Origin of the sequence: Marinobacter sp., assembly GCF_048269445.1 — a bacterium.
Classification (GTDB): Bacteria; Pseudomonadota; Gammaproteobacteria; order Pseudomonadales; family Oleiphilaceae; genus Marinobacter.
Genome location: NZ_JBLXIQ010000009.1, coordinates 132543 through 144953 on the forward strand (window position 1 = coordinate 132543; position 12411 = coordinate 144953).

A 12411-nucleotide genomic window follows, 5' to 3' on the forward strand; every position below is an offset into this window, starting at 1 on the left:
CGGTTGCTCCTATCTATAGTGGCTCACGGCCTATTGTGCAAACGATAGGGCATTGGAGGTGTGGGTAATTTGGCGTCATTTGCGGCATCTGTCGCATAAAAACAGGATCTTGTAAGCCATAATGCGTGCCTGGTTACAGTCTGTAACAAACGCGTTGGCCAGCCGGTATCCGGCCCGTGCGATTGGGATAAGTCTGCATCAGAACAAAAACGCAAAAGGTGAAGAAGGTATGACCCATTTCCGGAGTCCCTCCCGCAAGGCGCATATTACCGCGCGCCGTTTCCGTAACCTGGTGGCAGCCTGCACAGCCAGTGCGATCCTGAGTGGCTGTGGCGTGGTCAATCATATGGTCTACAAGACCACCGGCGATGTCATGCAGGGTTTTTCCCGTGATCATACGGTTCCCTTTCTCATGGAGAGCAATGATCTGGCCATGGGCTGCGCGATGAGTGAGGCGACCGCGCCCCTGCTGATGTCCTTTGGTCGGGTGACCAGTGAGCCGGATCAGCTTGCGGTCATGCTCTACCTGTCTGCCGGTGGCTGTGCCGACGAACAGGCGCGGGAACATGAGCTGGCGGCCCTTGCCGCCATGCATGCCATGAACGGAAATGCCGCGGAAGATGCCATGATCCGCCAGAAAAGGGCCCATGCCGTCGCCGCCCAACGTTATTACACCGCATGGCAGCACCACAATGCCCATTACGGGGAACCCGGTGACGGCGAATGTCCCGATTTTGACGACGACATGGACGAATTCATCTACATGGCTGGCCTGCTTTCCGGCCTGCAGGCTCTGAATGCCCAGATCCAGTCCACATCATCCATTGGTGTTCCGGCGAATATCGGTTCGATCGTGGCCCGGGCCACCAGCTGCCTGGAAAATGACAAATGGTGGGGCGCGCCCATGGCTTTGCGGGCAACCGTATGGGCCATGATCCCCGGCGCCCAGCCAAAGGGCGAGGACGCCTTCGAGCGATTGGAAATTGCGGATGCCCAGGGGGAAGCGGCTGGCGTGCGGCTGCCCCATGTATTTCATGCCATCGCCGCCCTGAACAAGGGCGATGACGCCATGGTCCGGGCGGTCATCCGGGATCATGCCGAGTCCTTGGAGAATACGCCTGCCAATGAGGACTGGCGGTTTGTGGACGCCATGGCAACCGACATGATTGTGGCGGTTTCCGATCGCCTCTGGGTTGAGAATACCGGCCATCGTACGCCGCTTGGCCAGCTTGGTACCTTCTGGGATGACCGGCAGGAAGAGGTTGAAACCATGGATCTGGATGATCTTCTGTAACCATTCCCCACCCAGAGTAATCAGTTATGTCGAAGGGCGGTTTTCATCGTAGCGGGTTGGAGTGGTTTTCGTCGCTGCCCGTGTGTCTGCTGTTGCTGACAGTGGTCATCTTCTCCACCAGTAGTGATATTCATAACCAGATGTTGCGCGGCGGAGAGCAGCTTTGGAGTGGCTATTACAAGCTACGCATGGATCCGGTTCAACCAACGTGTGATCCCGATCGAGACATTGAGGCGGCAGTGGCTGCCGAGATGGCCACTGAAGCAGCTGTTGACGACCCGATGGCCGCCTTGCTAGGCGCTGAGGAAAAGGACCCGGCCGACATCCGGCTGTCCATTGAGCGTTCTGTAGCCGATTGCCGGCAGGCGCACCGAAACTTCGAGAACCTCCAGGACAAGATGACGCCCGGTGTCAAAGCCTACCGGGCCGTGGAGCTGTTCATTGCCGATCTGATCGCCTTTGGGCTGGAATCCCAGCGTTTCATCCTCGTTATTCTGGTCATGTTGTGCGCCGTGACCGCCACCCTTACCCGCCATCACATCGCCATGCGGGCCATGGAGACCCGCCTGGACTACGCGGTATCCCATGGGCTGCAAACCATTGCCAACGCGATGTTGCTGGGTTCCAGTGCCATCTTCCGGCAATCGACCCTGGGCTCGGAGACCGCGGTCTCATCAGAAGAACTTCTGCTGCACAATTTCTGGATTATCGGCTTTTCCTGTCTGACCCTGGCCAGCCTGTACCGGCTGTTTCGGATGCCGGACGATCTGCAGGAGGGTGGCACTCTGAACAAGGCCTTCCTGGCGGTGCCGCTTTATACCGTCATGTGCCTGATTTCCGGAACCTATTTTGCGCTGATCGGACACGCCTCGGGGATCGGAATTTACCTCGGCAAGATGATGGAGCTGTCCGATATGTTCCTCAATGTGGGTCTCTACGTGTGGGTGGGCATGATGCTCAAGCAAACCCGCCTAGCCACCCTGGTGTTCAATGTTTTCCGGCCATGGCGAATGCCGCCGGAAATGCTGGCGGTTGTGGCTGTTCTGGTTGCGGCGGTGCCGACCGCCTACACCGGCGCTTCCGGCATCTTCGTCATTGCGGCCGGGGCGGTGATCTACAGTGAGCTGCGAGCCGCCGGTGCCCGCCGCCATCTGGCACTGGCCGCGACGGCCATGTCCGGTTCCCTGGGGGTGGTCTTGCGACCCTGTCTGCTTGTGGTTGTGATTGCCTATCTGAATCGGGAAGTGACCACGGACGAACTGTTCGGCTGGGGCATCTGGGTGTTTGTGCTGACAGCCACCATGTTTGGGGTGGTGGTCCTGACCGTGAACCGGCAAAGTCAGTTCAATCTGGCTCCGGCCTCCGAAGCCTTTCCGGCAATGATTCAGGCGCTCAAGCCGCTGATTCCCTATGTGCTGGTGATCGCTGGCGTGGTGCTGTTCTACCGTTTTGCCCTGGATGTGAGTATGGACGAGTTCTCAGCGCCGAGACTGTTGCCGATGATTATGCTGGCACTTCTGGCGTATGAGTATGTCAGTCTGAAAAATGGCAGGGGCAGGGTGTCCGGAGAAGTCAACCATCAGGGGTTGGAGCGAAGCCTGCGCGGCGCCACTAATGATACAACGGCCGAGATCGGCGCATTGCTGCTGTTGTTGGGCCTGTCCGTCAGCATTGGCGGGGTCATTGAACGCTCCCACATCATGGCGGCATTCCCGCAGTCCTTTGACAGTGCCTGGTCGGCGATGCTGCTGATGGTGGTGATTCTGGTGATACTGGGCATGATAATGGATGCCTTTGGTGCCGTGATCCTGGTAACCGCGACGGTTGCGACCATCGCCTACTCCAGTGGCATTCACCCCATTCATTTCTGGATGGTGACCCTGGTGGCCTTTGAACTGGGCTATCTCAGCCCCCCCGTGGCCCTGAACCACCTGCTGACCAGGCAGGTGGTCGGCGAGGCCGAAGTGCTGGCGGCCCAGCAACAAACCGGAACCTTCTATCAGCGTCACGAGCGTATCGTCATGCCGCTGATTGCCATGGGGGTCTCTTTGTTACTGGTGGCCTTCGTGCCGCTGATGTTCTACACATGACACCGGTGCGGTTGCCAGCGCCGGCTTAGCGGTTGCCCCACATCTTCGACACGGCCACATCTGAACCAAGCACGCCTACCAGCAGGCAGAGTCCGCCAATACCCAGGAAAACAATCACCGGAATCAGGGCGCCCGGCTCGCCAGTGTAAAAGAGCGCGATCACCGAGACGGAGGCCAGGATCAGAAATAGCAGGCCCACGGCGTTCAGGATGGTTCGGTGTGATGGCTTGTAATTGTTACCGACTTCGCCGGTTTCCAGAGGCTTGAGGATCGGCGCGAAAAGTTGTCTGAGGCGTTCTTTCATATAGCGTTATCCGTTGTCGATGGACCTTCATCCTCCAAAAAAAGCGCCGTGCTTTCGCAGGGCGCTTTCTTGGAATTGTGGTCAGATGAAGGCTTTCGTCTGGCCTCTTTTCATTACTTGAGCTCAGCTCAGCTTGGGACCGGCTTCCACAATCGCGTCTGCCACATCGAACTTTTTGAAGTTCTCCACGAACTGGGCAATCAGCTCCTGGGCCTTGCCGTCGTAATAGTCCGGGCTTACCCAGGTGTTACGCGGGTTCAGAAGCTCAGTATTCACGCCCGGTACGCGTTTCGGAACGTCCAGATTCAGGGTCGGCAAATGCTCGGTTGCCACATCGTCCAGATCACCGTTCTGGATCGCGGCGATTATGGCACGGGTCGTCGGGATGCTGAAACGCTCGCCTTCACCGTAGGGACCACCGGTCCAGCCTGTATTTACCAGGAAGATCTTGCTACCAAACTCGTCCATACGCTTCATCAGCAGCTCGGCGTAAACGCCGGCCGGGCGCGGGAAGAAAGGTGCGCCGAAGCAGGTGGAGAAGGTGGACTTCAACTTGGAGGACGATCCCATTTCGGTGGAGCCGACCAGGGCGGTATAGCCGCTCAGGAAGTGATAGGCAGCACCTTCACGGCTCAGGATGGACACGGGCGGAAGTACGCCAGTCATATCACAGGTGAGGAACACAATATGCGAAGGCTCGCCAGCACGGTTCTCGATCACCCGTTTTTCGACGTGCTCCAGTGGGTAAGCGCAACGGGAATTTTCGGTCAGGGAAACGTCGGTATAATCCGGCTCGCGGGTCTCCGGGTCGATCATCACGTTTTCGACGATGGCACCGAAACGGATGGCGTTCCAGATGATCGGTTCGTTCTTCTGGGAGAGGTCGATACACTTTGCGTAGCAGCCGCCCTCAATATTGAACACTGTGCCCGGGCCCCAGCCATGCTCGTCATCGCCGATCAGGAAGCGGTGCGGGTCAGCGGAGAGAGTGGTTTTGCCAGTGCCGGACAGGCCGAAGAACAGGCAGGTTTCACCGTCCTCGCCGACATTGGCGGAGCAGTGCATCGGCAACACGTCTTTTTCCGGCAGCAGGAAATTTTGCACGGAGAACATGGCTTTCTTCATTTCGCCGGCGTAGTGCATGCCCGCCAGCAAAACCTTGCGCTTGGCAAAGTTGATCATGACGCAGCCGTCGCTGTTGGTACCGTCCCGCTCGGGAACGCACTCGAAGTTGGCGGCATTCAAAATCTGCCATTCCTGCTTGTCGGCCGGGTTGTAACTTTCAGGACGGATAAACAGGTTGCGGCCGAACAGGTTCTGCCAGGCGGTTTCGGTGGTCATTTTCACCGGCAGGTAGTGCTCGGGGTCGGAGCCGACGTGAACGTGGGACACAAAACGGTCTTTTTCGGCAATGTAGGCTTCAACACGGTCCCAGAGGGCGTCGAATTTTTCGGCGTCAAAAGGACGGTTGATCGGACCCCAGTGGATATCGTCAGAGGTGCTTGGCTCCTCAACAATGTAACGGTCCATGGGAGACCGGCCTGTGCGGTCGCCGGTTTTTACCACCAGCGAACCATTGGAGGCCAGCTGGCCTTCGTCACGTGCCAGTGCCACCTCGACCAGTCGTGGTGTACTCAGATCATTATAAGTGTTGCTCACTTCGACCTCGCCCTCGGGATGTCTTAGTGATTGTTCAGGCCGCCCCCCAAAATTGACGGAAATCTGAACAATCGGGTCAATTCAGGCGCGCTATTATGCCAGAGACGCCGGTAAAAAACGACTGCCCGGGAAGCCTTGCTATCAGTGGCTTCCCGGCGAATTCAGAAGAGCTACTAGTGTAACGTATGACCGGTGAAAAGATGATCAATATCATTTCTATCGAAGCGATAGTGAGCATGACAGAACTGACAGTCCATTTCGATCGAACCCTGTTCATCTAAAATACTGTAGCACTCATCACTGCCGATGGCTTCCAGCGCACCGAGGGTGCGCTCCCTGGAGCAACTGCAACGGAAGGCGACCGGTTCGGCATCGAACAGGCGCACGGTCTCCTCGTGGAATAGCCGGTGCAGGAGGGTTTCGCTGTCCAGCTCCAGTAGTTCGGAGGCCTCTACCGTCCGGGCGAGATGATTGACCCGGTCCCACAGGTCGTCATCCTCTTCTGTGGCGCCCGGCAGTCGCTGCAGCATCAAGCCGGCGGCGGCATTTTCATCGGCGAACAGAAACAGGCTGGTGGGAATCTGTTCCGAGCGCTCGAAGTACTCTTCCAGGCAACCGCCGAGGGTGTCCTGTTCCCGTGGCACCACACCCTGATAACGATTGCCCTGGTTCGGGGTAATGGTGATGGCCATACGGCCCTCGCCCAGCAAGTTGTGGAAGCTGTCCTCGCTCACGGCGTGTTCGTCAAAGCGGGCCAGCCCCCGGATATGGCGGTCGTGGCTGCACTCCGCCATCAGTGTGCGCAAGGGACCTTCGCCTTGGGCCTGGATCGACAGGGTGCCTTCAAATTTCAGGGTGCTGCTCATCAGAATGCTGGCTGCCAGGGTTTCACCCAGCAGGGTTCGAACGGTGTCCGGGTAGGGCGCCTGGCTGCCGATTTCCTGATAGCTGTCCCCCAGCTGTACCCAGGCTCCCCGCACTTGGCTGTGCTCGAAGATAAAACGCTGGAACTGGTCGCGGGATGCCATGATATGTCTCCTGAAAACTGAATGCCGGTCTTGGCGGTGATGATCCCGCCGGTACGCGCGGGAGTGTCTGCATGAAAGGGTTCAGATGCCGTTTTGGTCGCGGAAGCGCTGAATATCGCGACGATCCTTTTTGGAAGGACGCCTGGCCGGAGGAAGCTGCGCCGCCTGCATGGTTTTGCGCTGCCAGGCCATTTCCTCGCGTTTTTTTACGCTGTCTTCGGTTTCGTGGTAAAGCTTCTCGGCTTCCGGTGCACCGCGGCGCCGGTCGCTGACGTCATCAACGATGATGACCTTCTCCTGCCAGCCCAGCCTCAGGGTCAGTTTGGCACCGGCCTCCACCAGCCTTCCGGGCTTGCAGCGCTGGCTGTTGTAATGAACCTTGCCGCCCTCAATCGCCTCTTTGGCCAGGGACCGGGTTTTGTAGAAGCGTGCAGCCCAGAGCCATTTGTCGAGCCTTGTACGTTGGTCGTCAGGGGTTGATGCCATCATATCTCCTCACCTGATGGGCTTGTGACCCGATTATAACCCTGTCATCGGCCGGATGGCAGGGGTGAGCGCTGGCGCAGGGCCGGGAGGATTTCGTCGAAGTGGTGGATGCAGGGTATTTCCGGGTGCCGGGCCCGGGCCTGTTGCTGGCTGTCCGGTGCCAGTACCGCAAGGCATTGCGCAATGCCGGCACTTCGAGCGCTTTCCAGCACAGGGAAGCTGTCGTCTACCATCAGGGTGGTTTCGGCCCGGTAAGGCGCCAGCCGGTGAAGATCCTGCCAGAATTCGGGGTCTTCCTTGGGTTTGCCAAGCTGATGGCTGGAAACAATGGCATCAACCCGGGCTTCAAGCCCGGTACGACGGAGTTTCAGGGCCAGGGGGTCCGGGTGGCAGTTGGTGACAATCACCGAGCGAAGGCCGGATGCCCGAAGGGCGTCAAGAAAATCGGTCACGTGGGGCCGGTAGCCGATCCGGTCGCCGATTTCCGCTTTCAGGCCCGTGATGTCGAGGGAAAGCCGCTCACTCCAGTAGTCGGTGCAAAACCAGTTCAGGGAGCCGCGTTCAGCCATGATCATCGGGATCAGCCGGTCTTTGGCCGCCTGAGGGTGGAGGTCATTTTGCTCGGCATAGCGGGCGGGCAGATGCTCGAGCCAGAAGTGGTTATCAAAATGCAGATCCAGCAGTGTCCCGTCCATGTCGAGGAACACCGTTTCGAGGGAAGACCAGTCAACCATATACAAAAGCAGCCTGAAGATTTTTTCTCAGGCTGCCGGAGATCGCTCGCTAGGGCAAGCAGTGATAATACGGAGACTGCCGGGGAAAGCCGAATCAGTTGTCGGTCTGTTCAACCGTTTCCGGTTTGCGTCCGGTGCGGGTGCAGCCGAGGCAGCGCACAAAGGTAGCTCTGGCCGGGCCCATCACCAGCACTTCGCCGGCTTCATCTGCGTTACCGCCGAGCAGTGAAAAGGGCAGTGACACGAGGTATACGGCGCTGCCCACGATGGTGGTTGCCAGCAGCACCGGGCGGGCAAAAATGGCGTCTCCGGTCATGGCCAGGGCCGATGGCTGCTCATCAACAGCACGGGCGTGGCCAACGGACGAAAATGCCAGCAGGCAGGCTGCCACTGTGGCCACCAGGGTGCGGGAAATCTTGCGGGTCATCTTACTGTCTCCTGAGCTTTTGGCCCTTGTGGATGCTGTGTTCAGGGGAAGTCAGCATCCCGGCCGCATCGTGTGAATACGACCCTATTGTAAACGGTGAGCATTAATCCTCTGTTAACTATGAATCATATTTGCGTATTTTCAAACGATTTTTCGTTGCAGAATGTGCATTTTCGTTAGCGTTCAGCGCTGGCAGCGGGGGCAGTAAACTGTGGCACGGTTGTTCATGCGGATTTCTTTGAGCGGGGTTTCGCATTCCTTGCAGGGTTCTCCGCCACGGCCATAAACCAGCAGGGACTGTGCGAAGTAGCCGGGCTTGCCGTCGCTGTTGACGAAATCCCTCAGGGTGGTGCCGCCCATAAGAATGGCTGCGCTGAGGATCTCCCGAATGGCCTCGGCCAGCCGGTGATAGCGGTTCAGGCTAATTCGCCCGGCCTTGCGCCGGGGGTGTATGCCAGCCTTGAACAGGGCTTCATTAGCGTAGATGTTGCCAGCGCCCACCACCACGTGATTGTCCATGATGAAGGACTTCACCGGGGTGTTCTTGCCACGGGAACGCCGGAACAGCATCGCACCGTTGAATTCCGGCGCCAGAGGTTCTGGCCCCAGGTGGCTGATCAGCGGGTGCTCTGTGACGGAGTCGGCCCAGAGCCAGCAGCCAAACCGCCGGGGGTCGTTGAACCGAAGGATGACCCCGGATTGAAGTGCCAGGTCGATATGGTCATGTGCCACGGGCGGTGTGTCATCAGTAATGATCCGGAGGCTGCCAGACATGCCCAGGTGAACAATCACCGTTCCCTGATCCATGTTGAGGAATAAATATTTCGCTCGCCGGTCTACGCTTCTGATGACCTGCGCCCTGAGTCTCTCACCCAGATCCGCCGGAACCGGCCACCTCAGGCTGCCGTTGCGCACAGTAACGCCAACGATGGTCTGGCCTTCGCAATAGGGCGCAATGCCGCGGCGGGTGGTTTCGACTTCAGGCAGTTCGGGCAAAGGTGATTCTCCGCAGGAAAAGGCACAAGTGTAATCAGTAACAATTTTGCAGCCAAATACTGTTGTTGTGGCTTACAGCTGTACGCTAAAGTGAAGACGTTGGCCTTGCGCCATAGATGATGATTTTGAGGATTTACTATGTGGTTTAATGGTCTTCTTGACCTGTCGGTGATGCAGCTCATTCTGGTTACTCTTGGAATGACCCACATCACGATTGTAAGTGTAACGCTTTACCTGCATCGCCATTCGGCGCACAGCTCGCTGGACCTGCATCCTGTCCTGAAACACTTTTTCCGGTTCTGGCTGTGGCTGACCACCGCCCAGAACACGAAGGAATGGACGGCCATTCACCGTAAACACCACGCCAAATGCGAAACTGAGGAAGATCCTCACAGCCCGGTGGTGTTAGGTATTCGCAAGGTCCTGTTCCAGGGTGCCGAACTTTATGCCGACTCGGCAACGGCGGAGACCCTTGAGCGATACGGCCAGCGCACCCCGGAAGACTGGGTAGAGCGGAACGTTTACAGCCGGTACCGGATGCTGGGTATCATACTGATGGCGATCATCAATCTGGCGCTATTCGGTGTTAATGGCATCTGGATATGGGCGGTACAGATGATGTGGATCCCGGTATGGGCGGCTGGCGTGGTGAACGGCATTGGCCACTGGATGGGTTACCGCAATTATGAATGTGCCGATAACGCCCGCAACATATCGCCCCTCGGGCTGCTGATTGGTGGCGAAGAGCTGCACAACAACCATCACACCTACCCGAACTCGTCCAAGCTGTCCCGCCGCTGGTTCGAAGTAGACATAGGCTGGGGCTATATCCGGCTATTCCAGTTGTTCGGACTGGCGAAGCCGAAAGGGTTCCGCCCGATTGCCCATCATGTGCCCGGTAAGATGGATGTTGACGTGGAAACCGTTCAGGCGATTGCCAATAACCGGTTTGATATCATGCGCCAGTACCGTAAGCGGGTGATGGAGCCCGTGCTGCGCCAACAGAAGGCGCTGATGGACGATGAAATCCGTCCCCGGTACCGGAAACTCCGGCAGTTGCTATCCCGTGAAATTACACTGATTCAGCCCAAGGAAAAGGAAACCCTGGAAACCGTGCTGGAACGCAACGCCGTGCTGCGCCAGATCTATGATAAGAGTCATGAGTTGCAGGCTCTCTGGCGCCAGCGTGGTCTCAAACCCCAGGACAAGCTCAACGCTCTGATGCAGTGGTGCCGGGAAGCGGAAGCCAGCGGCATCCGCTACCTGGAAGAGTTTGCCGAGCACCTCAGGGCCTATTCTCTGCGGCCGTCGGGCTGATCAGGCTCACGAGTTCGACAAGACCCGTGAACTGGGGGTCAGATGAAAGCTTTCATCTGACCCCTTTTTCATTCCGCTTCGGTCATTACCCGAAACAGGGAGTAGGTCACCTGGCCTGCGCTTTTCTGGCGATGCAGCTGCCAGGCGGCTGGTACGGCAGGGGTTGTGATCTCACTTTCGTGTTCCACGTACACCCAACCCCCGGGCCTGATCCATTCCTGCTGGTCAAGGAGCGGGAACAGTCTTTCCAGCCAGCCCTGCCGGAACGGCGGATCCATGAACACAATGTCGAATGGCGGCCGGTTCCTGTGTTTCAGGTAGTTTTCAACGCCGGCACAGACCACTTCGCCGCCATTGGATTTCAATAGCCTGAGGTTGTCCCGTAATGCCCTGGCCAAGGCCGGGGTGTGGTCCACCAGGGTGACTGTGGCAGCGCCACGGGAAAGCGCCTCCAGTCCCAACGCGCCGGAACCGGCAAACAGATCCAGGCAATCACTGCCGGCAAGGTGAAAGGAGAGCCAGTTGAACAGGGTTTCCCGGGTGCGGGCCGGTGTCGGGCGAACGCCGCCGGCATCCGGAAACCGCAGCTTCCGGCTGCGCCAGTCGCCGCCAATGATACGCAGCTCACCGGTGCCGGCCTCGTTCCGGGAGAAAGTGGGGCCGGTCCCTCGTTTTGGTTTTCCTGGTCGGCTCCGGTTTGCGGGGTTTCGGCGCGCCATGTTTGCAGCTCCAGGGGCGGTTTGATTCGGAATAGCTGGTGGCATGGTAACGGAAACCGACGCTGGCGTGATAATCCGCGCGGGCCTCACTTCACCGGGACAGTCTGCTAGAATGTCGGCTTTATTTGTCCCGCCCATTCAGACTGATGGAATGACTTTATGACGGCAGAGTGGATTTCGATCGGCCTTCTGGCCCTTCTTGTGCTCGTATTTGTTCTGGATATTGCCGGCAACCGAAGCCGCGCGCCACGGCCCAAACCGGTTCCGCAACGTAAGCCGGAGGTTGCCAGGGGACCGGCGCCCAAGCCTGAATCGGTCGAGAGCGAAGCGCCAGCTGCCGTTGAGGCGCCTGCCAGGCCGGAGCCAGTTCCGGAACCCGAGCCCGAAGCCGTCCCCAAACCGGAGAAAATGCCGGAACCTGAGCCTCAGGCCAGTGTGTTCGAGCGCATCCGGCAGGGCCTGGGCAAAACCCGGGCGAACCTGACCGGTGGTCTGTCGGATCTCTTCTCGCTGAGCAAGAAAATTGACGAGGATCTGCTGGAGGAAATCGAGACCACACTCCTGATGGCCGATGTGGGTGTCACGGCTACCTCCGAAATTATCGATTCCCTGACTGACAAGCTTCAGCGCAATCAGCTCAAGGACGGCGAGGCTCTGCGGAAGGCTCTGAGGGATGAACTGCATGGTCTGCTGAAAGATGTAACCAAGCCGCTGGAAGTGGACGGCGGTAAGACACCTTATGTGATTCTGATGGTGGGTGTTAACGGGGTAGGAAAGACCACCACCATTGGCAAGCTCACCAAGAAATTCCTGAACGAGGGCAAATCGGTGATGCTGGCGGCAGGTGATACCTTCCGCGCGGCCGCCGTTGAGCAGCTGCAGGTGTGGGGAGAGCGTAATAACGTACCGGTGGTGGCGCAACACACCGGTGCTGACAGTGCCTCGGTGATTTTTGACGCCATTCAGTCCGCCAAGTCCCGTGGTGTGGACGTGTTAATTGCCGATACCGCAGGGCGATTGCAGAACAAGGACAACCTGATGGGCGAGCTGGAGAAGGTTGTTCGGGTGATGAAAAAGCTGGATGAAACCGCGCCGCATGAGGTGATGCTGGTGCTGGATGCCGGCACCGGCCAGAACGCTCTGAGTCAGGCTCAGGTGTTCCAGCAGGCCGTCGGTGTGAGCGGCATTACCTTAACAAAACTGGACGGCACGGCCAAAGGCGGTATTGTGTTCGCCATTGCTCGTCAGTTGCAGCTCCCCATCCGTTTTATCGGGGTCGGTGAGCAGGTGGACGACCTGCGCAGTTTCGATGCCGAAACCTTTGTGGATGCACTGTTTGACGAATAGCCCGGAGTTG

12 protein-coding genes are annotated in these 12411 nt (G+C 58.2%); 4 read left to right on the plus strand and 8 right to left on the minus strand.

The window, feature by feature from the left end; all coding sequences use genetic code 11:
• Window positions 1–229 precede the first annotated feature (229 nt).
• Window positions 230–1294, plus strand: coding sequence for a hypothetical protein (locus ACN0XM_RS17720; protein WP_417568263.1), 1065 nt, complete (start codon window positions 230–232; stop codon window positions 1292–1294).
• 26 nt (window positions 1295–1320) lie between these two features.
• Window positions 1321–3384 carry a TRAP transporter large permease subunit gene (locus ACN0XM_RS17725; protein ID WP_417568264.1) on the plus strand — a complete coding sequence of 688 codons (2064 nt, stop codon included), beginning with the start codon at window positions 1321–1323 and terminating at the stop codon, window positions 3382–3384.
• A 25-nt stretch (window positions 3385–3409) separates the two neighbouring features.
• Here ACN0XM_RS17725 and ACN0XM_RS17730 read toward each other — a convergent pair whose 3' ends face one another.
• The 7 genes from ACN0XM_RS17730 to mutM form a co-directional block, all read right to left on the minus strand.
• Window positions 3410–3688, minus strand: coding sequence for a hypothetical protein (locus tag ACN0XM_RS17730; protein WP_417568265.1), 279 nt, complete (start codon window positions 3686–3688; stop codon window positions 3410–3412).
• Between the two features lie 123 nt (window positions 3689–3811).
• The gene (locus ACN0XM_RS17735; protein ID WP_417568266.1) at window positions 3812–5347 is read right to left on the minus strand and encodes a phosphoenolpyruvate carboxykinase; all 1536 of its coding nucleotides are present in this window, start codon (window positions 5345–5347) and stop codon (window positions 3812–3814) included.
• A gap of 173 nt (window positions 5348–5520) precedes the next feature.
• A complete protein-coding gene (gene hslO / locus ACN0XM_RS17740; RefSeq protein ID WP_417568267.1) occupies window positions 5521–6375 on the minus strand; it encodes an Hsp33 family molecular chaperone HslO in 855 nt (284 codons plus the stop codon).
• An 81-nt stretch (window positions 6376–6456) separates the two neighbouring features.
• On the minus strand, window positions 6457–6864 hold the full coding sequence (gene hslR / locus ACN0XM_RS17745) for a ribosome-associated heat shock protein Hsp15 (protein WP_417568268.1): 408 nt from the start codon (window positions 6862–6864) through the stop codon (window positions 6457–6459).
• Window positions 6865–6905: 41 nt separating this feature from the next.
• Window positions 6906–7595: a GMP/IMP nucleotidase gene (gene yrfG, locus ACN0XM_RS17750; protein ID WP_417568269.1), complete on the minus strand. Its 690-nt coding sequence runs from the start codon at window positions 7593–7595 to the stop codon at window positions 6906–6908.
• 94 nt (window positions 7596–7689) lie between these two features.
• Window positions 7690–8022, minus strand: coding sequence for a hypothetical protein (locus tag ACN0XM_RS17755; protein ID WP_417568270.1), 333 nt, complete (start codon window positions 8020–8022; stop codon window positions 7690–7692).
• Window positions 8023–8205: 183 nt separating this feature from the next.
• The gene (gene mutM, locus ACN0XM_RS17760) at window positions 8206–9018 is read right to left on the minus strand and encodes a bifunctional DNA-formamidopyrimidine glycosylase/DNA-(apurinic or apyrimidinic site) lyase (protein ID WP_417568271.1); all 813 of its coding nucleotides are present in this window, start codon (window positions 9016–9018) and stop codon (window positions 8206–8208) included.
• Window positions 9019–9156: 138 nt separating this feature from the next.
• Here mutM and ACN0XM_RS17765 point away from each other — a divergent pair, with 138 nt between their 5' ends.
• Complete coding sequence (locus ACN0XM_RS17765; RefSeq protein WP_417568272.1) at window positions 9157–10335, plus strand: fatty acid desaturase; 1179 nt, start codon at window positions 9157–9159, stop codon at window positions 10333–10335.
• Between the two features lie 68 nt (window positions 10336–10403).
• On the opposite strand, the gene rsmD is transcribed toward ACN0XM_RS17765, so the two are convergent.
• The gene (gene rsmD / locus ACN0XM_RS17770) at window positions 10404–11054 is read right to left on the minus strand and encodes a 16S rRNA (guanine(966)-N(2))-methyltransferase RsmD (protein WP_417568273.1); all 651 of its coding nucleotides are present in this window, start codon (window positions 11052–11054) and stop codon (window positions 10404–10406) included.
• Window positions 11055–11213: 159 nt separating this feature from the next.
• Between rsmD and ftsY the strand changes: the two genes are divergently transcribed.
• The gene (gene ftsY / locus ACN0XM_RS17775; RefSeq protein ID WP_417568274.1) at window positions 11214–12401 is read left to right on the plus strand and encodes a signal recognition particle-docking protein FtsY; all 1188 of its coding nucleotides are present in this window, start codon (window positions 11214–11216) and stop codon (window positions 12399–12401) included.
• Window positions 12402–12411 lie beyond the last annotated feature (10 nt).